Raw genomic sequence first — 25,488 nt, 5'->3', positions numbered from 1 at the left:
CGTGCGGACCAGCACAGTGCTCGGCGGTGCGCTCGACGCACCGCCGGGCCCTTCCCCCGCCCCTGCGCACAGGTCCCGCCGCCGGCGGCGGGACCTGGCACCACTGGTGCTCCTCAGCCCAGCCTGCCTGGTACTCGCCGTCGTGACGCTGGCCCCGATCGGCTTCCTCGTCGCCACGTCGTTCACCGACTACAACCAGCGGACGCTGTTCACCGGCGAGTACGCGAACGTCGGCCTCCAGCAGTACACCGAACTGCTCTCCGACAACGACTTCTGGACCTCGCTGCTGCGTACGGTAATTTTCACCGCGGCCATGGTGGCCGGCAGCGTGCTGATCGGCATGGGCGTCTCCCACCTGCTCACCCGCCTCGGGCGGGGATGGCGCTACACCGTCACGGTGGTGCTGATCGTGGCCTGGGCCATGCCGAACGTGGCCTCGTCGCTGGTGTGGAACTGGCTCTTCCAGCCCGGGTACGGCGTCGCCAACTGGGCACTCGCCCGGCTGGGCATCTTCGGTGATACCACCAGCCTCAACTGGGCGCAGGACCCCATGCTCGCCTACATCGCGATCTGGCTGCTCATCGTGTGGCAGGCCGTTCCGTTCATCGCGCTGACCCTGAACGCCGCCGAGACGCAGGTGCCGAAGGAATACCTGGAAGCGGCCCGGCTGGACGGCGCGAGCGAGTACGCGATCTACCGCATCGTCACGCTCAACCATCTGCGGCCGACCCTGCTGCTGGTCACGATCCTGTCGGTGATCTGGGACTACAACGTCTTCAACCAGATCTGGCTGATCTCCCGTGGCGGGCCCGGCGACGCCACCTCCACGCTCGGCGTCTTCACCTACAAGACCGCCTTCGTCGGGTTCCACATCGGCCACGGTGCGGCGGTCTCGGTCGTCACCACGCTGATCCTGCTCGGCCTGACCGCGGTCTACATCCGCAACCTGCTCAAGTCGGGAGAAGACCTATGACGCGCGGAGGCTGGAAAGCGAAAGCGCTGGCGGCGGCGTTCTGCCTGGTCTGGGCCTTCCCGGTCTACTGGATGGTGAACACGGCGTTCAAGCCACGCTCAGAGATCTTCACCAGCACGCCGCTGTTCTGGCCGCGGCATCCCACCCTGGGCAACTTCAGCACGGCACTGTCGCAGAAGCAGTTCCTCACCAACCTGGGCAACAGCGTGATCGTGGTCGCCGCGACCGTGATCGTCTCGATCGTGCTCGGCATCTTCGCCGCCGCCGCGCTGTCCCGGTTCCGGTTCCGCGGCCGCCGCGTGATCATGGTGGTAATCCTGGCGGTGCAGATGCTGCCGGCCACGGCGTTGCTGATCCCGATGTTCGTGATGTTCAACAGCCTGGACATGCTGGGCACCTTCGCGGCCCTGGTGCTCGCCTACGTGGCGACCGTGCTGCCGTTCTCGATCTGGGTGATGCGCGGCTTCTTCGTCATGATCCCGGCTGAGATCGAGGAGGCCGCCCACATCGACGGTGCCGGCAACTGGCGGACCCTGATCAGTGTCCTGTTCCCGCTGGTCGCGCCGGGTGTCATCGCCACCGGCATCTTCTCGTTCATCGCGGCATGGAACGACTACCTGATCGCCTACACGTTCATGCAGGACGAGAGCCGCTACACGCTGCCGGTGTGGCTGGCCTCGTTCACCAACCCGCACACCGGCACCGACTACGGCAGCCAGATGGCCGCCTCGGTCATCTTCGCCGTCCCGGTCATCGTCTTCTTCCTCGCCATCCAGCGCAATCTGGTCGCCGGCATGTCCGCCGGCGCCGTGAAGGGCTAGCTCTATGAACCTTTTTCAACCTGACGACGGGCCGAAGGGATCAAGGCCGCTGGCCGGTGCCGGGCCGCGCGGCCCTGGCCACGTTGAAAAAAGTTCAATGATTCCCCGCCCGCTTACGTGGACCCCCGGCACCGGCGAACTGGTCCTGGACTCCGGTACCACGCTGGCGGCCCCTGACGAGCTGAGCGACGTCCTCGCCTGGCTCCAGGGGGCGTTACGTCCCGCCACCGGCCTGCCATTACGGCAGGCCGGGCACGGCACCATCACCCTGACGCTCGCCGACGAACTCGGTGCCGAGGCCTTCGAACTGGAGGTCCGCGCGGAGAGCGCGACCGTCAGGGGCGGCGGTCCGGCCGGCGTCTTCTACGGCTGCCAGGCGCTGGTGCAGCTGTTGCCACCGCAGGTGTACCGCCGGGCTCCGGTGCCCGGCGTGCGGTGGGCGCTTCCGGCGGTACGCGTCTACGACGCCCCGCGCTTCGGCTGGCGCGGCGTGATGCTCGACGTCGCACGCCACTTCATGCCCAAGCACGACGTGCTGCGTTTCATCGACCTGATGGCGATGCACCGGCTCAACACACTGCACTGGCACCTGACCGACGACCAGGGCTGGCGCCTCGAGATCCTGCGCTACCCCCGGCTGACCGAGGTCGGCGCCTGGCGGCACGAGAGCCAGGTCGGCGCTGTCCAGGAGGCTCCCTCCGACGGGCGCCCGCACGGCGGTTTCTACACCCAGGACGACGTACGCGAGATCGTCGCGTACGCCGCCCAGCGCTTCATCACGGTCGTACCCGAGATCGAGTCGCCCGGCCACGTGCAGGCCGCCCTGGCCGCCTACCCACAGCTCGGGGTGAGCGGCCGGCCGCTGGAGGTCTTCACCCGCTGGGGCATCAACCCGAACGTACTCAACGTCGAGGAATCCACGGTCGACTTCTTCACCGGCGTGCTGGACGAGGTGATGCAGCTGTTCCCGTCGCGCTGGATCGGCGTCGGCGGCGACGAGTGCCCCAAGGACCAGTGGCGCGCCGACCCGCGTACCCGGCAGCGGATGGCGGAACTCGGCGTCAGCGACGAGGCCGGGCTGCAGGCCTGGTTCATGCGCCGCCTCGACGACCACCTGACCGCCGCCGGGCGCCGGCTGTTCGGCTGGGACGAGATCCTCGAAGGGGAGCTGGCGCCCGGCGCGACGATCGCCTCCTGGCGGGGCATGACCGGTGCGGTCGCCGCCGCCCGGCGCGGTCATGACGTGGTGGCCTGCCCGGATGACCAGGTCTACCTGGACTACCGCCAATCGGAGTCGCCGGACGAGCCGATCCCGGTGGCGATCCCGCTCAGCGTCGAGGACGTGTACGCCTTCGATCCCGTACCGCCACAGCTCACCCCCGGCGAGGCGCGCCACATCCTGGGCGGCCAGGCCAACATCTGGACCGAGCACGCCGACTCGCCCCGTACGGTCGACTACCTCGCCTTCCCCCGGCTGTGCGCGATCGCCGAGGCGCTGTGGAGCCCGGCCGAACGCGACTTCAGCGACTTCGAACGCCGGCTCCCCGCACACCTGCACCGCCTGGACGCGCTGGGTGTGGAGTACCGGCACGCCGACGGACCCCGGCCCTGGCAGCGCCGCCCCGGCGTACCCGGGCGGCCCGTCACCCGCGAGCAGCGCGCCGAGCACATTGCGCGACTGGTCGCGAACATCCGCACTTCCTGAAGGGGGCACTCATGTCGCAACGACCGCTCAACCTGGGCCGCCGGGGCCTGCTCGTCGGCACCTCCAGCGCGTTCACCGCCCTGCTCACCGGCACCCTCGTTTCCGCTCCCGCTGCGGCCGCGGGCGCCCGGGCCGGGGGCGCCGGGCGCCGCCCCCGCCCGCCGCGCGGCCCCCCCCCGCGGGGGGGCGCCCCCCCCCCGCGACTCGATCCGCAAGGCGTACGCCTTCCTCAACATCAAGTTCGACGAGTACGGCTCGGGCGACGCACTGCGCGTTCCGCGCAGCTACACCGGCGGCTTTTTCGAGACACCGACCTGGACGTACGTCTCCTCGTTCGCGTACGACGACGCGCTCGTCATCCTGGCCTGGCTGGCCCGCGGCACCCGGGGCGACGTGCGGCGGGCCACCATCCTGGGCGACACGCTGCTCTACGCCCAGCAGCACGACCCGATCGGAGACGGCCGCACCCGGGCCTCCTACCAGCCGGACTCGTTCACCGTCCTGAACGGCACCCTGGACATCGGCTCGCCGGCGGCGTACACCGGCAACCAGGCCTGGGTGGGCATGGCCTTTGCCCATCTCTACGCCCGCACCCGGCAGCGCCGCTTCCTCGACGCAGCGCTGCGCGAGGCCGATTGGATCCAGGACAAGACCTGGGACGGCGTACGCGCTCCGCACGGTTACACCGGCGGGCGCAACGCGCAGGACGAGCCGAACACCTTCAAGGCGACCGAGCACAACATCGACGTCGGCGCCTTCTTCACGATGCTCGCCCAGCTGACCGGCCGGCAGGTCTGGCGGGCCCGGGCGCGGGCGGCGTACGCGTTCGTCGCCGCCATGCACGACCGGACCGGCGGTCACGTGTGGACCGGCACCGACCCCGACGGGGTGACGACCAATCGCAACCCGATCCCGGAGGACGTGCAGACCTGGGCTTACCTCGCCACCCTGGACCATCGCTACGACGCGGCCGTGAGCTGGGTCGTCGACAATCTCGCGGCGCACGACGCCGGGGTGGCCGGCGTCAGCTACAGCAACACGGACACCAGCAAGGTGTGGCTGGAGGGCAGCGCGCACACGGCGCTCGCCCTCGCCGCACGCGACGGCAAGGGCGATCACCTGCTCGGCAGGAAACTGCTCTGGAACATCGGGCGGGCCCAGGCCACCACACCGAACGGCGACGGCCGCGGAATTCCGGCGGCCTCCAGCGACGGCCTGGACACCGGCTTCGGCGACCTCTACTACGCCAGCCTGCACACCGGCGCGACGGCCTGGTTCCTGCTGGCCGCGCTGGGCAGCAACCCGTTCCGGTTGTGACAGGGCAGCCGATATCTACCACCGGCGAGTCAGAGAGGACGTCAACTACCGGCTGGCGATGGAGGCGGCCTACCCCGCCCAGCAGGCCGACATCGACGCGGCCATCCGCTGGCTGCGCCACCACGCCCCGGCACTGCGCATCGACCCTGCCCGACTCGCCGCGCTCGGCGAATCAGCCGGCGGCCAGCTCGCGGCGATCGCCGGCCTGCGGAATGGAAGCTCGCCAAGAAGGATCCATTGCAGCGGACCGGAGCAGACGTCAGCGGTCCAGTTCGGCCCGGACCGCGGCTACCTCGGCCGCATCCAGGCCGCCGGCGGCCACGCCGATCAGCCACCGCTCCAGGCCGCGGCCCAGGTCGGCCAGCCACCGCGTAGACCGGGGCCTGTCTGGTGCCCGGTCGAAGCGATGTGCACACCTGCCAGTGTGGACGCGTACGGGAAACGGTGCTCGAACCACGGGACCTTCAGTTCCAGCGGAGTCCTGATGCCGTGGCCGAACCGCGGGCCGACCGCTTCGCCCAGGCCGTCCACGACGACCTGGTCGACGACCACCTCCGCCGGCGGCTCGGCATTGAGCATTTCTGAGCGCCGGCGGTGTCGACTCTCGGACTGACCCGACATCGGCAGCAGGACCCGAGCGAGACTGATATCCCAACCGCTGCGCTTGGCCCCGAAGCCCGCCGTCAGTGACAACACATGGCTCGGGAGGTGTGATGAGCCATCCGCGTCTCCGGCCCATCGATGTGATCGATGCGTTCGGCCAGGTGCTGCAACTCGCTCTCACCACGCTGGTCGCCCCGGTGCTGGCCGTTGGGCCGTGGCTGGGCCGGCATCCCAGACACTGGCTGAGCCGGCCGGAACCCGCGCCACGCCGGTCTGTGCCGGCGCCCCCGACCGGCGCCGGCGAGCGCCTGCCGGAGCCGCTGGTCGCCCTTCTGGCCCGCGGACGCGTACAGAACGATCCCGCGCCTCGCGGGTGGCGCAGGGTGACGCTCGCCGCCGTGCTGTATCTGCTCGCCGTCGTGGCCTGGGCCCTGTGGGCGATCCTGCACCGGGTCGACTCCGCGTTGCAGCAGATGGCCGTCGGCGACACCCGTCCCGGCGGCGGGCTGGGCTTCTCGGTCCCGCTGAGCAACGTCTGGGCGGCGCTCACCTCGTCGGCGGAACAGCCGCTGCTGGCAACCCGCTCCGCGTGGATCGGCTACGAGACCGACGTCGCGGCCAGCACGGTGCTGCACAGCCCGTTCACCATCGCCCGGCAACTGGTGCTGCTCGACCTGTGCTTCGTCCTGGTGTACGGCCTGCTGCTCACCGGCCTGCTGGTGACGCTGCGCCGGGTCAACGCGGTCATGGGCACCGACGCCGAGCGCTACCGCCGGGACCGGATGCTGCGCGGTGCGCTTGCCGTGCTGGGCCTGCTGGTCCTGGTCGACCTGGTGGAGGACCGGCAGCTCTACCGCTCGCTGGTGTACGGCGAGGAGCTCGCCCGGCTGCCGTTCGACATCGCGGTCGGTCCGTTGATGTCGCTGGCGAAGTGGCTGCTTGCCGTCGGCGTGCTGCTCCCCACGATCTTCGTGGCCGTCGTCCTCGTCGCCCGCCAGAAGACGCTGCTGAAGGCGCTGGCCTCGATGCGCGGTGTGCTCTACGCGGTCGGCGTGCTCCTGCTGGTGCTTTCCGCGGGGATCGGCGCCGCCCAGGTCGACGACGTGATCCGGGCGTGGGACTTCTGGGATGCGGCCGCCGCTGTCCTCGCCGGTGGGGCGGTGTGTTTCACCGTCGCGGGAGTGGCGCGCTATCTCAGCGGCCCGGCGATGGAGCGGGTGGCTCCGGACGCCGGACGCAGTGCCCAGGGTCTGCTGCTCGGCGGCGCGGTGCTGCTCATCCTCCTCGGGCAGTTGCTACGGATCCTCGGCTGGGGCTGGGGCCTGTCCGCCGCGGGAGCCGTCCTCGCGGTGCTCTGGCTGATCGGCAGCCTGCTCGACGAGCCGCCCACGTGGCCGCCGCGGCCGGGCAGCGACCGGCCGGCTCGGCTCGGCTGGCGGCAGTTCGGCGCCGCGGTGGCCGGGCTCCTGCTCGGCATCGTCGCCGCGGTCCTGCTGGACGGTGTCGTCGTCCTGGGCGCCGTTCTCGGCGCGTTCGGTGGTCTGGTCGTCCTGGCCGCCTGGTGGACGCGGGGTGTCTGGAAGCGGCCGGAGCCGCCCACCCGCCAGACGCCCGCGAACGGCGCGATCGCACTCTGGGGTGACCGGGCCGGCCGGTTCGCCGGCGGGGTGGTGGCCGCCGCGGTGGTGGCAACCATCGCCCGCGCGACCGCCCTCGACGCTTACGTGCGGGAGGACCCGGCACCGGTCGTCCGGTGGCCGGTGTGGGCGGCCGTGGCAATGGCCGTCATCGGGGTCGTCGTGGTCTCCTACCGCCTGCGGCGTTCCCGCCGGCTCCACGAGTCGTTGTGGTTCTGGGTGACCCTGGCGCTGCTGGGCGGTGGGCTGTTCCTGCTGCCCGACGCCAACGCCGTGCGCTGGCCGCAGAACGTCGGGACGGTAGGGATCTTCCTGGCCGGTTTCGCCCTGGGTGTGGGGCTGCTCGCGCTCCTCGCCTCGGCGGTGCGCAGGGGACCGGTGTCCGAGTACCGGCTGATCCCGGCGCTGCGGGCGCTGCGGTTCAAGCGCTTCCCGGTGGTGCTCCTGCTCCTGGTGTGGGTGCTCGCCGTCTCGCTCCTGGACGCCGGCGGCTACCACGACGTACGCCGGAACAAGTACGGTCCGGCCACGGCCGCTCCGACGCTGGGCGCGGCCTGGCAGGCGTACCTCTCCTCGGTCTCTGGCACCGGCCCCCGGCCGGTGGTCCTCGTCGCCGCGCAGGGCGGCGGGTTGCGGGCGGCGGTCTGGACCGCCTTGGTGATGGAATGCCTGTTCGGGCCTGGACCGGTGCGTTCGCAGGCACCCTGTGCGCACGGCACCGGGGAACCGCGCACAACGGACCTCGCCGTGGAGGCCGGCAAGCCGACACCGGTCTTCCTGGCGAGCGGCACCTCGGGCGGAAGTGTCGGGCTCGCCGCCTGGACCGCGCGCCGGGCCGACCTGCTCCAGGACGGCGCCGCCAGCGACACCCCGCTGGTGATGGAGGACGCCCTGCAGCACGACTTCGTCGCCGCCGACGTCGCCCGGCTCTTCCTCGCCGACGTGCCGCACACGTTTCTGGCCTGGGACCGCGACGACCGGGCGGCCATGCTGGAACGCGCCTGGGAACAGCCGTGGCCCGAGGAGCGGGGCCTCTCCCGCGGCATGCGGGCGACGTGGGAGCTCACCAACGCCCGCGGATGGCACGCCCCGGTGCTGGCGTTCAACGGGGTGAGCGTCGAGGACAATTGCCGCCTGGTCACCAGCGCCGTCGACTTCACGCTGCCCCGGAAGCCGGGCGGGAACGTCAGCTCCCGCGACGACCGGCCCAACGACGCGGCGTGCCGCAGTGTCGGCACCTCGGCCGGTGCGGCCGCCGACATCCTGCCCTCGACCAACGAGCTGATCGACTATCTGTGCCCCGGTGAGGATGTCCCGATGTCGACCGCGGCGCACCTGTCCGCCCGGTTCCCGTACGTGTCTCCGACCGGCCGCATCGAACGCCGGGGCTGCGCCGACGAGAACGGCCTGGTCCGCGCGCCGGCGCTGTCCTACGACGCCGACGGTGGCCTGTTCGACAACTCCGGGGCGAGCACGGCCGTCGACACGTGGCGGGCGCTGGCGCCGCTGGCCGCCCAGCACAACTCCTGCCTGGTGCCGCTCTTCCTGCAGATCGACAGCTCGCCGCCGTCGTCGGCGGTCAGCTCGGTCGCCGACGCCCGCCCGAACGAGGTGTTCGCGCCACTCACCGCCACCATGAACCAGATCTCCAGCCGGGACCGGTACGCGAAGGCGGGCGCCGCCGCCACGTTCCAGAGCCTCACCTCCGCGGACGGACGGACCGTCACCGTTTCCGGGGCGCCGGGCCGGTCATGGTTCCACATCGCCCTGTACGGCCAGCCGGGACCGGAGCCGCCTCTCGGGTGGACCCTGTCCCGGCAGACCGTCGACGACATGCGCTCGCAGCTGAACGCGACACCGAACCGAGAGCAGATGGAGGCCCTCAGCGCCGCCCTGGATCCGGAGCACCTCTCCTGTACCGACCCGCCGGTCACACCGTGACGCTGTACCTGCCGGATTCTGCATCCGTCCTGGTAAGAGGCACCCTCTGGTCGTGGAATCAATCTTGGCTCTGCCCCGGCGTCTTCCGTGTTCAACGTCGTTGGTGACTGCGCGATGATGCCGCGTCATGCTGCTGCGACTGGCGTACCTGGGCATCACCAATGCGTTCGGACTGCTGCGGCTGCTGCCGGGCAACGACCGGGACAAGGACGCGGAGAGGCTCTGCTGCGTTCGCCGATCGGACGGGACCGGGGCAGGCTTGACCGGTGAAGCATGCTGTACGGTCGCGCGCTTGGACTGCAACCCGCTCGGCGTTTGCCGGCGGTGCGTTGGTACCTGCGCTACGGCCTCTCCTACCGCGAGGTGGAGGAGCTGCTCGCCGGACCTAGGGTCGAGGTAGATCACGTGACGATCTACCGGTGGGTGCAGCGCTTTACTCCCTTGCTGGCCGACGCCGCCCGATTCGCCCGGCACGCGCCGGGTGACCGCTGGTTCGTCGACGAGACCTACGCGAAAGTCAACGGCGTGTGGCGCTACGTCTACCGGGCCATCGACCAGCACGGCCAGGCAGGATCGCCGGGCGCCTCGGCGGCGACGAGTTCGTCTTGCTGCTGCCCACCCACCGGCGGACAGCTGCCCAGCCGTGGATCCATCACGGGTGTCAGCCGCTGAGCCGGTCGCGGTTGAGGGTGCCAGCGCGCTCAAGCACGGCGGCCGGCGCCTTGGCCACCGAGCCGCTGTCGAACGGCGGCTGCGGGTCGTACTCGGTGTAGAGCTGGATCGCCTGCGCCGTGGTGTCGTCGGTGAGCAGACCCGCCAGCTGCAGGGCCATGTCGATGCCCGAGGAGACCCCGGCCGAGGTGATGATCCGGCCCTGCCGGACCACCCGCTCGCTCGTGTACGCCGCGCCGTAGCTCTGCAGGTCAGCGACGGCCTCCCAGTGCGTGGTCGCGCTGAGCCCGTCGAGCAGCCCGGCGGCGCCCAGCACCTGCGAGCCGGTGCAGACCGAGGTGGTGAACCGGGTGGTGGCGTGCATCCGGCGCACCCAATCGAGGAACTGCGAGTCGGCGATCACCTTGTGGGCGCCGCCTCCGCCGGGGATGAGCAGCACGTCACACGACTCGACGTCGGAGTAGCGCGTGCGCACGTCGACCGTCAGCGCGCCCAACGCGTCGGTGAGCAGGCCCGGCTCCGGCCCGACGAAGCGCACCTTCGCCCCCGGCACATAGGCCAAAATTTCGTACGGGCCGATCGCGTCGAGCGGTTCGAAGCCGTCAAAGAGCACGATGACGATGTCCATGGGGCCCAGCCTATTGAACGACGCCGTCCGGTCGTATCACCACATGACCCGGCATGCCGACCCGTGAGCGTCCGGTTCTGGTAGGAGATCGCGTTCACGATCTCCCGAAGATCACCCATGCCAGCCCAACGCCGCAGCCAATGACCCGGTCATGACCGGTATTCATCTTTCACGCCATCGAATGATCACTATCTAAGGCGAACCCGCAGAACGATCTCCCAATGGACCCAACACATAGATCGACCCCAAGGATCTCGAACCGCCCTCTGAGTGCGGCCGCGACCGGGATTGCGCCCGGACCCGGCCCGGTCGGGGCCTGAAATCACGCTCCTGAACCATGAAGCGCCTTGCCGAACGGGCGCTATCGCGCGGCGTCCGTATCTGGCCGCTGAGTTTGGAAACACAACCCGCGCCGCTGTTGGCAAGCCAGCTACGCACCGGTGTCGTCCGTCAATGCCGCAAGCTGCGCCGAACCGACTCCTGGTGTCTTGCTGTAGCCAAGCGCCTCGACAATAGATCCGTCTCGCACCAGCATCAGATTCACGCCCCGGACGTAATCGCGCGGGCCGTCGCCGAACCGGTAACGCCACCGGATCGTGGCGCGGTCACCGGCGAACACGACTTCGTCCGGCTCGAACTGTGTGGTGCGGTCGTCAGCAAGCGCCCGCCAAAACGCCAGGCACGCCTCTCTCCCGACAGTGCGCGCACCGTCGGGAGCCGGCTCCACCGCCTCCATGACGCAATCGTCGCCGATCAGGTCGTCGAGCAACGCCGCGTCATGGTTAACGAAGGCGGCATTGAACCGCCGAATAACCTCAGCCGTATCGAACATGCCGCCAAGCCTCCGACGGCTGGGACAGCCGGTCAATTCCCTCCAGGGAATAGCCGCGCGGCACCAAGGCGAGATATGAAGAGAGCGTGCCAACGATCACGACGTCGACTCGAGAGGTGGGCACCGAGCTACGCCGCTGGCGAGACGCCCGCCGAATGACTCAGCTGGACCTGGCAGTCCGTGCGGGTACCACACAACGGCATCTGAGCTTCGTGGAAACGGGTCGTTCGTTGCCCGGACGGTCTTTGGTGCTGCGCCTCGCCGAGTCGCTAGGACTTTCGCTGCGCGAGCGCAACGCGCTGCTGGACGCGGCTGGCTACGCGCCCGCGTTCGCCGAATCCGGCTTCGATGACCCACGGCTGCGGCCCGTCCGCCACGCGCTGGGACAGGTGCTCGCCGGGCACATGCCGTATCCGGCATTGGTCGCCGGCCGGCATGGCGAGGTGCTTGCGGCCAACACCGCAGTCGAGGTGCTCACCGAGGGGGCCGCGTCCGAACTGGTGACAGAGCCGATCAACATTTGGCGGCTCGCTCTGCATCCACGCGGTATGGCGGCGCGGGTGGATAACCTCAGTGTTTGGGGTCGGCACATTGTTGAAGGCCTCCGCGCCGAGTCCGTGCGCCATCCGGACCCACAACTCGACGACTTGGTCAACGAACTGTCCGGCTACCTACCGGCTTTGGTGCCCGCAGCGGAAGACTACGTTGGTTTCGCGGTCCCGTTGCGCCTTCGCACGGTTGACGGCCCACTACAGTTGATCACAACGTTGACATCGTTCGCGACAGCGGTCGACGTCACCCTCGCGGAGCTACATCTGGAGGCGTGGCTACCGGCTGACGAGGGCACCGCACAAATACTTCGGAGCCGGGTGGCTGCGTCCACTCTCGGGCAGTCGAGATAGTCGGCCGGACGGTCCGTGGACTGACCGGCCAGCCTTGGCAGGCGCCCACCTCGGCTTGCTGGCCGGCGCCGTTCACGGGCGGACGATAGCGGGGCACGCTTGATCGTGTTGTGCACTGCGCGGTCTGTCCCGACCTTTCATTGGTTACTCAGGATGTGGCGCAAGCGGGGGCAGCTGTCGAGCCTGCCGGGTGCTTGTGGCCATGAGGTTGGCCGCGAGCGAGCGGACGTTTTGGCGCTTGGTCCGCAAGAGCCGCAGGCGGTCGATTCGCCTACTGGTCTACCGCAAAGCACGCACTACGGCGTAAGGGCGCTCTCGATCGGGCGGTCAAGGTCCTCAGTTGTGCGGGTGTGCTCAATCGGGAGATGAAGAGGCCGCCGCGGATCGCGCGGACGCTGTCGTGGGCTTGTGCACTACAGCTAGGGGCACCTTTCATGCGGTGGTTCGCTGTATCGGATCGACCACTGTGTCCGACCTAGCGTGTCGGCATGCGACCTTTCCTCACCCGCATCGCTCTCGTGGGCACCGCGTTGATGGCCTCGACGACCGCCGCCTGCGCCTCGTCGCCGCCCAGTGAGCTGCAGCCCAATGGTGGGCTGCAACGGCATGCCGATGTCATCCACGCGCTCGGCGTCGTCGGAGTGCAGGCCCGCCTCGTCGCCGGAGACGGCCGACACCATGTGGTCACCAGCGGCGTCGCTGACCTGCGCACCGGACTGCCGGTGCCGCCGGACGGACGTTTCCGCATCGCCAGCACCGGCAAGACGTTCTCGGCCACCGTCGTTCTGCAGCTCGTCAGGGAAGGGCGGCTGCACCTGAGCGATGCGGTGGAGCGCTGGCTGCCCGGTGTCGTGCGCGGCAACGGCAATGACGGCCGACAAATCACCGTGCGCCACCTGCTTCAGCACACGAGTGGTATCGACGACGACATCCCGCACTACACCACCGAGGCCGGCTTCCAGCGCCACCGGTACGACGTGTACACGCCGGAACAGCTGGTGACGCGGGCGATGGCACACCGGCCGGTCGGCCGGCCGGGCATGGTGTGGCACTACTCCAACACCGGCTACATCCTCCTCGACATGATCATCGAACGGATCACCGGTCGGCACTGGTACGACGAGGTGGACCGCCGGATCGTACGGCCGCTCGGCCTCACCCAGACATCCTGGCCGGGAGCCGCCCCCGCGATGCCGCGCCCACACGCCCGGGGATACCAGCCGTTCGGGACCGGCGCTCCGATCGACGTCACCGAACAGATTATCCCGGACGCAGGCTCGGCCATCATCTCCACGACCCGGGACATCAACACCTTCCTCAGGGCGCTGTTCGACGGCCGGCTGCTGCGCCCGGCGCAGCTCGCCGAGATGAAGCGCACCATCCCGGTCGGACCCGAGGTGCAGGCGATCATGCCCGGAGCCCGGTACGGCTTGGGTATCTTCCAGCGCCCGCTGCCCTGTGGCGGCACGTATTGGAGCCACACCGGAGGCTGGGCCGGATACATCACCGACAACGGTGTTACGGCCGATGGTCGGCGCAGCGTCGTGCTCTCGGTCAACAGCGTGCTCGGCAACACGCCCGACGACTCGGTACGGCAGCAACGCGCAGCCGACAACCTGGTCGAGGGGGCGTTATGCGGGCCGAACCGGATCGGCTCGGATCGGCTCGGCTCGGTGAGACCCAACAGCGAATTACCCTCCGCAACTACATCCGTCAGGTCGTGAAAGGTGCCGTCAGGTCGGTGGGCTCGCCCCCGGGCCCTCCAACGATGCGATCGGCGTCCTCACGGTCACGGGCGCATCGGGGCGTGCACCGCCTCGAGGATCACCACCGCGCTCCGTCGAAGTGGGGAAACTGAATTGAGGCCGTGGGTGTGAACGCCGAGCTGTCGAAGTGATCAGTGTGATGGCGACCGCGGCATCGTCGGGACACGATGCGAGCAGTATCGCGTGCTGATCGGGAAGTTCAGCAGATCCCGCGGCAGCCATGGCGGTCCTGCTCGCTATGGCAGATGACCTGCTCTCGCCATGTGGGCCAGCCACGTGCGGGCTGCGGCGCGCTCCCTGGCGTCGAGAGCCGCCTCGAGTTCGCCTTCCCGGGCGTGAACCGATGGCTTGGCGGCCTTCAGCCGCTGTCGGCCCAACGCGGTCAGGTTGAGTTCTTGGGTGCGGCGGTCCCTCGAGTGGGGGCGGCGTTCTACGAGTCCGGCGCGCTCCATCCCGGCCAAGAGCTCGTTGGCGGACTGCCGGGTACTGGCGACAACGCGGGCGACGTCGGCGATCGAGGCGCCGGGCTGCTCGTCGAGCACGAGGAGCGTGGCGTACTGGGCTACGGATAAACCGTGCGGAGCGAGTGCGTCGTCCACGGCTGAACGCATATTCAACCAGGCTTGGCGCACGAGGAAGCTAAGGCAGATCTCGCTGTCGTCCATCCCGAACCCCCATTGACAGGTTCCTGACGAACTCAAATACTCGTCAGGAACCTGTCAATCTATCGGACGGAGCTCGCTATGACACTTGCAGTGGTCACCGGGGCGAGTAGCGGTATCGGCGCCGCCGTCGCTCAGCACTTAGCCGAACGAGGCCTAACCGTGCTCGGCGTTGCCCGTCGCGCCATGGCGCTTGAGAAGACCGGGGCGCAGATCCGCGGCCCCGGCCGCTTCGAATCCGTCGTGGCCGACCTCACCACCGACGCCGGCATCGCCGACGTGGCCACCGCGGTCGCCGGACGTCCAGTTACCGCACTTGTTCACTCGGCCGGCATCGACCATGTACGCGAGCCGGCCATGACGACTCGGGCCGAACTCGATCACCTCTGGAACGCCAACATCTCGGCACCTTTCCTGCTCACCAAGGCACTCTTGGAGTTCTTCGCGGATGGAGCCGGTGTCGTCTTCATCGGCAGCACCGCCGCAGTGCGTGGGATCGACCGTCACGCACCCTATGGGGCGAGCAAGGCGGCCCTGCTCGGCCTAACGGTCAACCTGGCCGCCGATCTTGCGCCTCGCGTGCGGGTGAACTGCGTGAGTCCCGGCGGCACTCGTACACCTATGACCGCCGACTACGTCAACGCCTACCGGCAAGGAACCGCTCCAGAACTGGCCGACCGCGCATTCGCAGTGGAAAGCGGCCGGATGTTGCTCGGAGGGCTGATCGAGCCCAAGGACGTGGCGCTCACCGTCGGCCACCTCGCTGTCGACGCCGTTGCCATGACCGGAACCACCGTCTACGTCGACGGTGGGTTCACCGCCCGATAGCCACCGGCCGTAAATCTGGCTGACATGGTCCGTAGGCGTCGCTGGAAGCGGTCACCGGAGCGGACGGCCGGATCGAACGTGTCCCGTACGAGCTGTGCATGCTGACCGCGCTGCGCGAGGCCCTGCACCGCCGGGAGGTTTGGGGAAGGTGCCGGCCGGTGGCGCGACTCGGACGAAGCCCTGCCCGGCGACCTCGGCGACAACCGCGACGTGCGGAAGGTTCGCCAAAGAAGTACGGAAGGCGTGTCGGATCCGGAGGGGCGTGTTCGTAGCAGGGGTAAGACCGCCGACAAGGGGCGGCGCCAAGGCAAAGGAACCGCGATCATGAAGCTGACGACCATGACCCAGGTCACCATCGATGGAGTGATGCAGGGAAACGGCGCCGCGTCGGACGAGGACCGCGGGAACGGGTTCGAGCGCGGCGGATGGGCCCCGGGGAAGGGTGATGACCGAACCCCGCGTACCCGACACCACAGGAGATGATCTTCAGATGAAGTACCTGGTTTCCGTGATCGATGACAAGAGCAATCCCGGCAGCACGGATAGGCAGCCCGCCATCAGCGCGTTCAACGAACGACTGATCGCCGAGGGCTACTGGGTTTTCGCGGGCGGACTCGCGGACACCGACGCGGCCACGGTCATCGACAACCGAGGCGAGCAGCCGGTGTTCAGCGACGGGCCCTACGTGGAGTCGAAGGAGTACCTCGCCGGCGTCTGGGTGTGGGAGGCCCCCGATCTGGATGTGGCGCTCAAGCTCGCCACCGAGGCGTCGAAGATCTGCGATCGGAAGATCGAGGTGCGGCCGTTCCGGTGAGCGACGTCGAGGAGGCGATCACCCGGGCCCACCACGAGGAGTGGGCGCGGATGGTCGCAGCCCTGACCAGGCGTTTCGGGGACCTCGACATCGCGGAGGAGGCGGTGGCCGAGGCATTCGCGACCGCCGTCGAGCGGTGGCCGGCCGACGGCGTGCCGCCCAACCCCGGCGCCTGGCTGACCACCACCGCCAACCGCAAGGCCATCGACCGGATCCGGCGCGAGAACAAACGCGACGACAAGCACAAGGAGGCTCAGATGCTGCACGACAACACCCCACCCGAGCCTCTCGGTGCCATCGACGACGACCGGCTCCGGCTGATCTTCACCTGCTGTCACCCGGCGCTGGCGATGCAGACCCGCGTGGCGCTGACGCTGCGCATGGTCGGCGGTCTGACCGTGCCCGAGATCGCCCGTGCCTTCCTGGTGCAGGCGACCACCATGGAGCAGCGCATCACCCGTGCGAAGGCCAAGATCAAAGCGGCGTGCATCCCCTATCGGATACCGTCCGCCGACGATCTGCCGGCTCGTGTCTCGGGCGTCCTCGCCGTCCTGTTCCTCGTCTTCAACGAGGGCTACCTGGCCACCGGCCCCGGCACCGACCCCGTACGGCACGACCTGACCAGCGAAGCGATCCGGCTCACTCGTCTGATCCGCGCGCTCCTGCCCGAGGACGGAGAGGTGGCCGGGCTGTTGGCGCTGATGCTGCTCACCGAGGCCCGCCGGGCCGCCCGGGTCTCGGCGAACGGCGAACTGGTCGCCCTCGACGAGCAGGACCGTGGGGCCTGGGACGCGGCGCTGATCGCCGAGGGCCACCGGCTGGTGCGCGAGCGCCTCGCCGCTGCCGCCGCCGGGGCGGCTCCGGGCCGCTACCAGATTCTCGCGGCGATCAACGCCGTGCACACCTCCGCCCCCGACATACGCGACACCGACTGGTCGCAGGTTCTCGCCCTCTACGACCAGCTCATCCGCCTCGACCCCTCGCCGATCATCGCCCTCAACCGGGCCGTCGCCGTGGCCGAGCTCGACGGGCCGGAGGTGGCACTGGCCACCGTTAACCGCCTCGCCGAGGCGTTGGCCAGCTATCACGCCTACCACGCCACCCGCGCCGACCTGCTGCGCCGGCTGGGCCGAAGTCAGCAGTCACGCGCGGCCTACAACCGGGCCATCGAGCTGGCCGGCAATACCGGCGAGACCGCCTACCTCACTCGCCGCCGCGACCAGCTGCAGTAGCGCCCGCGCTTGAAGCGCGCACTTGATGCCGGGGCGCCGGCATGCGGCGGCCGTAGAGACTCGGCGTGTCGTCGACCGGCCACGACTCGCGCGGTACTGCTCGGTGGGCCCGCAACCCGACCAACGCCGGCTACCCCACATCACTTCAGCCGTGCGCCAACCCGTGTGGCGACCGCGGCACGTACCCAGGCGGCGGGCCGCTGTTGCCCACGTTCGCCGCCGTGTCCGCCAGGTGATGCTGTTTCCCGGCGGTCGCGCTCGGGCGGTGAGGGGAAGCCGGGCTCGCGCCGGGAGAGCGGGCACGGGTCGGCTTCGGCGGGACGCCGGTTGCGCGTACCGGCGAAGAAGCGGGACCGGCGCGCAGACCTCGACCCAGAAAGAGGTATAGCTGTCGCACGCGGCTGAGAAGCGTGCGTAGGTGCCTCCACACCACCGCGGTTGGTTCGCTCACCAGACGCGAGCCGGAAGATCTCGATGAAATCTCGCGGCGGTGTCGGATCGGGTCAGGGGTGTTCGTAGTGGGGGTGAGAGGCCGCCCAGGAGGGGCGCCCTGGTAAGCGAAGGACGTTCTATATGACTACCTCGACGGAGCCGGGCACCGTCAGTGCGGGCCGCTCCAGCCGCCGGATGTGGGCGATCCTGGGGCTGGTGCTGCTTGCCGACGCTATCGACGTGATCGATGCAACGATCACGAACATCGCGGCCCCCACCATTGCCAACGAGCTCAACGGCGGTGAGAGTTTGATCAAGTGGTTGGGGCCGGCGTACATGCTCGCCATGGGTGTCCTGCTCGTGGTCGGCGGACGGCTGGGTGACAAGTTCGGCCAACGCAGGCTCTTCCTGATCGGCATGGGCGGGTTCACCCTGGCCTCGGCAGTCATCGGCTTCTCACCGGACCCTGCCCTGCTCATCGCCGCCCGGATTGCCCAGGGAGCGTTCGGGGCTCTCCTGATCCCGCAAGGCATGGCGATCATGACGAAAGCGTTCAGCCGCGACATGCTCGCCAAGGCGTTCGGACTGTTCGGCCCGGTTCTCGGTATCTCCAGTGTCGTCGGCCCAGTCCTCGCCGGATTCATCATCAGCGCCGATCTGTTCGGTCTGTCCTGGCGCCCGATCTTCCTCGCGAACATCATCCTTGGCGGCATCGGGCTGGTCATAGCCGCCAAAATCCTGCCGCGTGACGACGGCGACCGGTCCACCGTCGTCGACGGTTGGGGCTCCGGCCTGCTTGCCGCAGCCATGTTCGGACTGCTGTACGGCCTGATCGAGGGCTCGACCAACGGCTGGAGCGCCATCCCTGTCATCTCGATCGCCGTCGGCGTCGGGTTCTTCGCCGCCTTCGCCTACCGTCAGCGCACCGCAACCCACCCGCTCATCAAGCCTTCGCTCTTGCAGAACCGGGGTTTCACCTCCGGAATGCTTGTGGGCCTGGCCGTCTTCGCCGCTGGCACCGGCCTCTTCTTCGTGCTGTCGCTGTTCCTGCAGGAGGGGTTGCACGCCAGCCCGCGGGACGCCTCGGTCGGCCTCGTGCCGCTCACCGTGGGGCTCATCGCCGCCGCGTTCGGCGCCATGGGTGGCCTGGTTGCCAAGCTCGGTCGCAGGCTCGTCTTCATCGGCCTGGCCGTCTCCCTCGTCGGTTGCGGTTGGGTCCTGGCCCTCGTCGATCACTCCGGGACGAACATCAGCCTCTGGGCGCTGGCCCCAGCGTTCTTCGTCATCGGCATCGGTACCGGCCTCTGCTTCGCCACGATCCCCACCGTCGCTCTCGGCGACGCGAAACCTGACGAAGCCGGCAGCGCCAGCGGTTCGCTCAGCTCGATTCAGCAACTCGCTTCAGCGATCGGCTCGGCCGCGGTCACGTCGATCTTCTTCCAAGCCGCAACCTCCGGACTGGCCTATGCGATGAAAGTCAGTCTTATCGTCGTTCTGGCCGTCACTGTCCTCAGTTTCCCGGTCGTTGCCTTGATGCCCCGCACGGCACCGCAAGAACCCCACCACTGAGCACCCGGCCGATTGTGGCTTTGGGTGGCACGCCGATGGTGTGCCACCCAAGCCGGGCGGCTGGTCGAGCATCGTCGCCGACGGCAAGACCATGGCAGCACCGCAGTGGCGTCGCCTGGTCCAAGAGCGCGGTCCGGACCATCCTGACCAACCCCCGCTACACCGGCGGTTTCCCGAGGTCACGCGGAGCTGTCTCGGCCCGCGCGCAGCTGACACAATCCCGGCGTGACCGAGATCGACGAGGTTCTGCACCGGCTCGGCAAGGCGTTCGTGGCGGGCCTGCGGGAGCCTGCCCAACAGCTGCGGATTCCCCTCGATTCGTTCGCCGGCGCATTTACTTCTATCCATCCGTGCCTTTAGCGCTGCCTTAGCCGGGCCTTAACCCGGCCCGGCCAAGACTTCGGGCTCTATCGATCGAGGGGAGTCCACAGTGGTAAGACACGGGGTGAGGCGATCAACAGTGGTCGTAGCGGGGGTGATCGCCCTGCTGTCCGGGCCCGCACCGGCCCAGGCGGCCGAGGCGGCACCGGCGCACGACGACTTCGCCAGCCGTATCACCATTCCGTCGGCCGGCCTGCCGTACGCCGACACCCGCGACTACCGCGCCGCCACCCGGGAAGCGGGTGAACCGGTGTCGTGTTCATCCGGCTTCACCGGCTGGTACACCTGGACGCCGGCCACCACCGGCTCGGTCACTCTGCGGACCAATCCGGGCAGCGCCGGCATCGCGCTCTACACCGGGTCCACGCTCGGCAGCCTCGGCCTGCAGAAGTGCAGCACCATGTACAGCTACGCCCCGATCACCTTCGCCGCGCAGGCCGGCCGCACCTACCAGATCGCGGTGCTGGCCGACGGCAACGACGAACACACCCTGCACCTGGAGGTGGCGCCGCCGCCGGAGATGACCTTCTACCACTCACCGGAGCAGCCGGACTCACTCAACCCGATCAGTTTCAGCAGCTCCGGCGGTGACCCGGCGGGCGCCGGCATCGTCTCCTACGCGTGGGACTTCGGCAACGGCACCACCTCCACCGAGGCGAATCCGGTGCACCGGCTGCCAGCCGACGGTGACTACCCGGTCAGCCTGACCGTGCGTACCGAGGACGGCCGCACTGCCACCGAGTCCAAGGTGGTACCGGTGCGCACGCACGATGTCGGCATCGTCAAGCTGACGGTGCCCAGGCGGGCGAGCGTGGGCCAGGTGATCCAAGTGCACGCCGACGTGCAGAACCTCCGTTACGAGGAGAACGTGCGCGTCATGCTGGAGAAGGCCGCCGGCAACGCCGGGTGGACCGCCGTCGACGAGGCCCGCAAGGTCGTGCCGGTCGGACGTCCCCGGCAGAGCACCCGCTTCACCTTCACCTACACCGTCACCCAGGACGATCTGGTCGCCGGCAAACTGATCTTCAAGGCGGGCGCCGACCCGGACCCGAACCGTGACGCCTACACCGCCGACAACCAGCTCCAATCCACCACGATCACCATCAGATAGGCATCACGTCCAGGAGCGGGCGATCTTCTGATCGCCCGCTCCGGCGTTGCGGGAATGGCCGAGTGGACCAGCGTGGATCAAACTCCGCAACAAGCTCGCAATGAGAAGTGCCGAAATTCTTGACTTCGGCCGTGACTACGTAGACATTGTGACTACGTAGACATCGTGAGGGTCGGAGGTTCGGTGGGCGATACAGGGTCGAAGCGCACCCGCCAGGACCGGCGTCCCGGCGGGAATGATGTGGCCCGCCTGGCCGGTGTCTCGCAGAAGACCGTGTCGCGCGTGTTCAACGGCGAATCGAACGTCTCGGCCGACACCCGCGACCGTGTGCTGGCCGCCGCGCAGACACTCGGCTACCGGCCGAACGGTGCGGCCCGCGCCCTGCTTACCGGCCGCACTCATCGGCTCGGCGTCGTCGCGCTGGGCACCTCACACTTCGGGCCGTCATCCTTGCTGGTAGCGCTCGAGCGCGCGGCCCGCACCATCAACTACGCGCTGAGTATCGCCAACTCCTTCGAGGACGACCCTTCGGGGCTTGCGGAGGCGGTTGACAATCTGCTGGCCCAGGGCGTCGACGCGGTCATCCTCTCCGAGCCGGTCGACGACGGTGACGAGCCGCTGGTGGTGGACGTGCCGGTGCTGACGCTCGGTGCGGCGCCGGTGGTGCACGCGCCGACGGTGCTGTCCGTGCGGGCGGCCGAGGGCGGCGATGCCGCAGCGGAGGTGACCAGGCATCTGCTGGAGCTCGGCCACCGTACCGTTCACCACATTGCCGGGCCTCAGCGCTGGTGGGCGGCCCGGGAGAGACTGCAGAACTGGCAGGACACGTTGATCGCGGCGGGCGCCGAGGTGCCGCAGGCCGTAGAGGGCGATTGGACGGCGGCGCGGGGATACGCCGCCGGCAAGGCGCTCGCGCGTGATCCCGGTGTCACGGCGATCTTCGCGGCCAACGATGAGATGGCGATCGGGGTGATCCACGCGCTGCACGAGGCGGGCCGGTCAGTGCCCGGCGACGTCAGCGTGGTGGGTTTCGACGACATCCCGGTCGCGGCGCACGTGTGGCCGCCGTTGACCACGGTCAGTTCCGACAATGCCGAACTTGCCACGGTCGGCCTGACCTACCTGGTCGATTTCCTGAACAACCCGGACAGCCCGCCGGCGCCGCCACCCAAGCACGTGCACAACCTGGTGGTCCGCGCCTCGACGTCCCGCCCGCCCACCGCCGGAGAGGAGGCCCACCGGGCCTGACACAAATGTCGGCCACATCCCTGTGACGGATGCGGCCGACGTAGAAGCCATCCTGCTCCCGGCACACAGCCTGCCAGCTCTGCCGGGAGTCATCCCGACGTGCGCGAAACGCCCGTCGATAAGCACGGAGGAGCGATCTCCCATGCCGACTTCCATTCGCCATCTTAACCGTCGAAGGTTGCTGACCGTCACCGCGGCGGCCGTCGCGGCCGTCACCCTGGCCGCCTGTTCGGGCTCGTCACCGGACCCGGCCTCCGCTCCGGCCGAGGCGGTCAGTCAGGCGGACATCGACAAGGCGATGACGACGCCGACCACGCTGACCTTCTGGACCTGGGTGCCGAACATCGACCAGGAGGTGGCGTTGTTCGAGAAGAAGTACCCGGCCATCAAGGTCGAGGTGGTGAACGCCGGGCAGGGCCTGGACGCCTACACCAAGCTGCGGACCGCGCTGAAGGCTGGCACCGGCGCCCCGGACATAGCTCAGATCGAGTACCAGTACATCCCGACGTTCTCCATCACCAAGAGCCTGGTCGACCTACGGCCGTACGGTGCCGCGGCGAACCAGTCGAAGTTCGTGGACTGGACCTGGGGACAGGTGACCGGCCCGAACGGGGAGATCCTGGCGTACCCGCAGGACACCGGCCCGATGGGCATGCTGTACCGGGCCGACCTGTTCGAGAAGTACGGCATCGAGGTGCCGAAGACCTGGGACGAGTTCGCGGACGCGGCCCGCAAATTGCACGCGGCCGATCCGAAGGTGTACCTGACCAACATGGCGGCCAACGAGGCCGCCGGCTGGCACGGGCTGATGTGGCAGGCCGGGTCGAAGGCGTACACGGTCAATGGCACCGAGGTCGGCATCGGCGTCAACGACGCGGCGTCGAGGAAGGTGGCCGGCTACTGGGGCGGGCTGGCCAAGGAGGGCGTGGTCTCCACCGACCCGGACTTCACCGACAACTGGTTCCAGGGCTTCAACAGCGGCAAGTACGCCACCTGGCTGACCGCCGCATGGGGGCCGGTCTTCCTCAGCGGCAGCGCCAAGTCGACGGCCGGCAAGTGGCGGGCCGCGCCGCTGCCGCAGTGGGATGCGGCCAAACCGGTCTCCGGTAACTGGGGTGGTTCCACGTCGGCGGTCATCACCGGCACGAAGAACCCGATCGCCGCGGCCAAGTTCGCCGAGTTCCTGAACACCGACCCGGAAACCACGACGATGTTCAGCACCGTGCAGAACTTCTTCCCGGCGTCCAAGTCGCTGCTGGCGGACCCGGCGTTCACCGGCCAGAAGTCCGAGTTCTTCGGCGGCCAGCAGGTCAACAAGCTGTTCGCCGAGATCAGCGGCACCGTCGACGTCGGCTGGCAGTGGCCGCCGTTCCTGGACCAGTCGGTCAAGGACTGGACCGAGACCGCCGGAAAGGCGCTCACCGATTCCGGGGACGTCGCCGCGGCCACCGACGAGTGGCAGTCCCGGCTCACCGCGTACGCCAAGGATCAGGGCTTCACCGTCAGCGCCGGATAGGCCTCGCCACCTCGCCTCCCGCCGCCCGGCGGCGGGAGGCGCCCCTCCCGCTCGAATGGAAATCCGCCATGCCTCTGAGCGCGGCGGCGCCGCGTCGGCCGCAGGCCGGCAACCGCGCCTACCTGTTCATCACCCCGTTCCTCGTCTGCTTCGTGCTGCTGTTCCTGCTGCCCCTCGCGTACGCCGGATACCTCAGCCTCTTCAAGGACCAACTGGTCGGCGGCACCGTGTTCGTCGGCCTCGACAACTATCTGCGCGCCGTGCAGGACGCCCGCCTGCTCGACGGCGTGCTGCGGGTGGCCCTGTTCTTCCTGATCCAGGTGCCGATTATGCTGCTGGTCGCGCTCGCCGTCGCCCTAGCCGTCGACAGCGGCCTGTTGCGCCTGGCGAACATGTTCCGGCTGGGCGTGTTCATCCCGTATGCGGTGCCGAGCGTCGTGGCGGCTCTGATGTGGGGCTACCTGTACGGGCCTGACTTCGGCCCGCTCACCCAGCTCGGCGAGCGTCTCGGGTTCGCCGCACCGCGGCTGCTGGGCGACAGCTGGATGCTGGCGTCGCTGGGCAACATCGTGACCTGGGAATTCGCCGGCTACAACATGATCATCCTGTTTTCGGCGCTGCGCACCGTACCCGTCGAACGCTACGAAGCCGCGGCGGTCGACGGCGCCGGCCCCTGGCGGATCGCCTGGCACATCAAGATCCCGGCATTGCGACCGGCACTACTGCTCTGCCTCATCTTCTCGGTCATCGGCAGCTTCCAGCTGTTCGCCGAACCCAACCTCATCCAGCGCCTCGCCCCGACGGTGATCGACTCGTCGTACACCCCCAACCTGTACGCCTACAGCCTCGCCTTCACCTCCCAGCAGGTGAACTACGCGGCCGCGGTCTCCTTCCTGCTCGGGTTCGTGATCCTGGTCGTTTCCTACGCGGTGCTCCTGCTGACCACCAGGAGGCCCCGCCGATGACCACCACCATCGAACGACCGCGCTCGCGCCGCCGCACGGCCGCCGGTAGCCATGTCGCCCGGCGACCGCGAAGTGAACGCCGGAGCAACCTGCTGACCCTGGGTATGGGCGCGCTGCTCGTCTACTTCCTGTTCCCCCTGTTCTGGCTGGTCATCGCCGCCACCAAGAACACCGGCGACCTGTTCTCCACCTTCGGCCTGTGGCTGGGTGAGGACTTCTCCCTGTTCAGCAACATCCAAGCCACCTTCACCCACAACCACGGCGAGTACGCCCGCTGGATGGCCAACACCCTGGTGTACGCGGTGGTCAGCGCCGTCGGCGCGGCCTCGCTCGCGACGTTCGCCGGCTACGGCTTCGCCCGCTACACCTTCCGCGGCCGCGGACCACTGCTCGGCCTGATCCTGGGCACCATCATGGTCCCCACCACCGCCCTGGCCATCCCCACCTACCTGCTGTTCAGCAAGGTCGACCTGGTCAACACCCCGTGGGCGATCATCCTGCCGTCACTGGTCAGCCCGTTCGGCCTGTTCCTGATGTGGGTCTACGCCCGCGACGCCGTCTCCGACAGCGTCCTGGAAGCCGCCCGCATCGACGGCGCCGGCGAACTGACCATCTTCTTCAAGGTCACCCTGCGCAGCCTGGTCCCCGGCTTCGTCACGGTGCTGCTGTTCACCCTCGTGGCGACCTGGAACAACTACTTCCTGCCACTGATCATGCTGAACGACCCCAGCTACTACCCGATCACCGTCGGCCTCAGCTCCTGGTCCGCGCAGGCCGTCGGCGGCAACGGCTCCAACGCTGAACTGCTGGCCTCCGTGGTGACCGGCTCCCTGCTGTCGATCATCCCGCTGATCGCCGCCTTCCTCCTGCTGCAGCGGTACTGGCAGTCCGGTCTGTCCGCCGGCGCCGTCAAGGAATGAAATCGGAGTCACG

General features: G+C 68.8%; 21 protein-coding genes and 3 pseudogenes. 20 read left to right on the top strand and 4 right to left on the bottom strand.

What is annotated here, in order from left to right; genetic code table 11:
• The first annotated feature begins 1 nt into the window (after nt 1).
• The 5 genes and pseudogenes from I4J89_RS36665 to I4J89_RS52080 all read left to right on the top strand — a co-directional run.
• The gene (locus tag I4J89_RS36665; protein WP_309238623.1) at nt 2-973 is read left to right on the top strand and encodes a carbohydrate ABC transporter permease; all 972 of its coding nucleotides are present in this window, start codon (nt 2-4) and stop codon (nt 971-973) included.
• On the top strand, nt 970-1,794 hold the full coding sequence (locus I4J89_RS36660; RefSeq protein ID WP_196418769.1) for a carbohydrate ABC transporter permease: 825 nt from the start codon (nt 970-972) through the stop codon (nt 1,792-1,794). Before I4J89_RS36665 ends, I4J89_RS36660 begins: the two co-directional genes overlap by 4 nt.
• A gap of 97 nt (nt 1,795-1,891) precedes the next feature.
• A complete protein-coding gene (locus tag I4J89_RS36655) occupies nt 1,892-3,499 on the top strand; it encodes a beta-N-acetylhexosaminidase (RefSeq protein WP_196418768.1) in 1,608 nt (535 codons plus the stop codon).
• Nucleotides 3,500-3,892: 393 nt separating this feature from the next.
• Nucleotides 3,893-4,816, top strand: coding sequence for a hypothetical protein (locus I4J89_RS36650; protein WP_196418767.1), 924 nt, complete (start codon nt 3,893-3,895; stop codon nt 4,814-4,816).
• A 58-nt stretch (nt 4,817-4,874) separates the two neighbouring features.
• Nucleotides 4,875-4,976: pseudogene (locus I4J89_RS52080) on the top strand (alpha/beta hydrolase); the annotation flags it as partial.
• Nucleotides 4,977-5,143: 167 nt separating this feature from the next.
• On the opposite strand, the gene I4J89_RS36640 reads toward I4J89_RS52080, so the two are convergent.
• Complete coding sequence (locus I4J89_RS36640; RefSeq protein WP_196418766.1) at nt 5,144-5,395, bottom strand: hypothetical protein; 252 nt, start codon at nt 5,393-5,395, stop codon at nt 5,144-5,146.
• Nucleotides 5,396-5,529: 134 nt separating this feature from the next.
• Here I4J89_RS36640 and I4J89_RS36635 point away from each other — a divergent pair, with 134 nt between their 5' ends.
• Together I4J89_RS36635 and I4J89_RS36630 are read left to right on the top strand one after the other, a co-directional pair.
• The gene (locus I4J89_RS36635; protein ID WP_196418765.1) at nt 5,530-8,997 is read left to right on the top strand and encodes a hypothetical protein; all 3,468 of its coding nucleotides are present in this window, start codon (nt 5,530-5,532) and stop codon (nt 8,995-8,997) included.
• 273 nt (nt 8,998-9,270) lie between these two features.
• Nucleotides 9,271-9,564: pseudogene (locus tag I4J89_RS36630) on the top strand (DDE-type integrase/transposase/recombinase); the annotation flags it as partial.
• A 94-nt stretch (nt 9,565-9,658) separates the two neighbouring features.
• On the opposite strand, the gene I4J89_RS36625 reads toward I4J89_RS36630, so the two are convergent.
• Both I4J89_RS36625 and I4J89_RS36620 read right to left on the bottom strand, forming a co-directional pair.
• The gene (locus I4J89_RS36625) at nt 9,659-10,297 is read right to left on the bottom strand and encodes a DJ-1/PfpI family protein (RefSeq protein ID WP_196418764.1); all 639 of its coding nucleotides are present in this window, start codon (nt 10,295-10,297) and stop codon (nt 9,659-9,661) included.
• Nucleotides 10,298-10,727: 430 nt separating this feature from the next.
• A complete protein-coding gene (locus I4J89_RS36620) occupies nt 10,728-11,129 on the bottom strand; it encodes a nuclear transport factor 2 family protein (protein ID WP_196418763.1) in 402 nt (133 codons plus the stop codon).
• Between the two features lie 86 nt (nt 11,130-11,215).
• Here I4J89_RS36620 and I4J89_RS36615 point away from each other — a divergent pair, with 86 nt between their 5' ends.
• Together I4J89_RS36615 and I4J89_RS36610 are read left to right on the top strand one after the other, a co-directional pair.
• On the top strand, nt 11,216-12,031 hold the full coding sequence (locus I4J89_RS36615; RefSeq protein WP_309238622.1) for a helix-turn-helix domain-containing protein: 816 nt from the start codon (nt 11,216-11,218) through the stop codon (nt 12,029-12,031).
• A 488-nt stretch (nt 12,032-12,519) separates the two neighbouring features.
• Nucleotides 12,520-13,755, top strand: a complete 1,236-nt coding sequence (locus I4J89_RS36610) for a serine hydrolase domain-containing protein (protein WP_230860209.1) — start codon at nt 12,520-12,522, stop codon at nt 13,753-13,755.
• 278 nt (nt 13,756-14,033) lie between these two features.
• Here the strand turns inward: I4J89_RS36610 and I4J89_RS36605 are convergent, their stop codons facing one another.
• Nucleotides 14,034-14,462 (bottom strand): MarR family winged helix-turn-helix transcriptional regulator, encoded by a 429-nt coding sequence (locus I4J89_RS36605; protein WP_196418761.1) that lies wholly within the window; start codon nt 14,460-14,462, stop codon nt 14,034-14,036.
• A 78-nt stretch (nt 14,463-14,540) separates the two neighbouring features.
• Here I4J89_RS36605 and I4J89_RS36600 point away from each other — a divergent pair, with 78 nt between their 5' ends.
• The 11 genes and pseudogenes from I4J89_RS36600 to I4J89_RS36555 all read left to right on the top strand — a co-directional run bounded on the left by I4J89_RS36600 (nt 14,541) and on the right by I4J89_RS36555 (nt 25,475).
• The gene (locus I4J89_RS36600) at nt 14,541-15,287 is read left to right on the top strand and encodes an SDR family NAD(P)-dependent oxidoreductase (RefSeq protein ID WP_196418760.1); all 747 of its coding nucleotides are present in this window, start codon (nt 14,541-14,543) and stop codon (nt 15,285-15,287) included.
• Between the two features lie 490 nt (nt 15,288-15,777).
• Nucleotides 15,778-16,101, top strand: a complete 324-nt coding sequence (locus I4J89_RS36595) for a YciI family protein (protein ID WP_196418759.1) — start codon at nt 15,778-15,780, stop codon at nt 16,099-16,101.
• Nucleotides 16,102-16,151: 50 nt separating this feature from the next.
• Nucleotides 16,152-17,333 carry an RNA polymerase sigma factor gene (locus I4J89_RS36590; RefSeq protein ID WP_230860220.1) on the top strand — a complete coding sequence of 394 codons (1,182 nt, stop codon included), beginning with the start codon at nt 16,152-16,154 and terminating at the stop codon, nt 17,331-17,333.
• Between the two features lie 573 nt (nt 17,334-17,906).
• A complete protein-coding gene (locus I4J89_RS36585) occupies nt 17,907-19,334 on the top strand; it encodes an MFS transporter (protein ID WP_196418757.1) in 1,428 nt (475 codons plus the stop codon).
• 35 nt (nt 19,335-19,369) lie between these two features.
• Nucleotides 19,370-19,537 (top strand): annotated as a pseudogene (locus I4J89_RS52075) (recombinase family protein); the annotation flags it as partial.
• 22 nt (nt 19,538-19,559) lie between these two features.
• Entirely contained in the window at nt 19,560-19,694 is a 135-nt protein-coding gene (locus I4J89_RS51100; protein WP_255521902.1) for a hypothetical protein, read from the top strand.
• Nucleotides 19,695-19,794: 100 nt separating this feature from the next.
• Nucleotides 19,795-20,826 carry a PKD domain-containing protein gene (locus tag I4J89_RS51730; protein ID WP_309238621.1) on the top strand — a complete coding sequence of 344 codons (1,032 nt, stop codon included), beginning with the start codon at nt 19,795-19,797 and terminating at the stop codon, nt 20,824-20,826.
• A gap of 183 nt (nt 20,827-21,009) precedes the next feature.
• Entirely contained in the window at nt 21,010-22,074 is a 1,065-nt protein-coding gene (locus tag I4J89_RS36570) for a LacI family DNA-binding transcriptional regulator (protein WP_196418756.1), read from the top strand.
• 178 nt (nt 22,075-22,252) lie between these two features.
• Nucleotides 22,253-23,590 (top strand): ABC transporter substrate-binding protein, encoded by a 1,338-nt coding sequence (locus I4J89_RS36565; protein WP_230860208.1) that lies wholly within the window; start codon nt 22,253-22,255, stop codon nt 23,588-23,590.
• 68 nt (nt 23,591-23,658) lie between these two features.
• A complete protein-coding gene (locus I4J89_RS36560) occupies nt 23,659-24,555 on the top strand; it encodes a carbohydrate ABC transporter permease (RefSeq protein WP_196418754.1) in 897 nt (298 codons plus the stop codon).
• On the top strand, nt 24,552-25,475 hold the full coding sequence (locus I4J89_RS36555; protein ID WP_196418753.1) for a carbohydrate ABC transporter permease: 924 nt from the start codon (nt 24,552-24,554) through the stop codon (nt 25,473-25,475). Before I4J89_RS36560 ends, I4J89_RS36555 begins: the two co-directional genes overlap by 4 nt.
• Nucleotides 25,476-25,488: the final 13 nt, after the last annotated feature.

It is taken from the genome of Actinoplanes aureus (genome assembly GCF_015704865.1).
GTDB classification, from domain to species: domain Bacteria; phylum Actinomycetota; class Actinomycetes; order Mycobacteriales; family Micromonosporaceae; genus Actinoplanes; species Actinoplanes aureus.
This window is presented reverse-complemented; position numbering and strand designations above follow the sequence as displayed.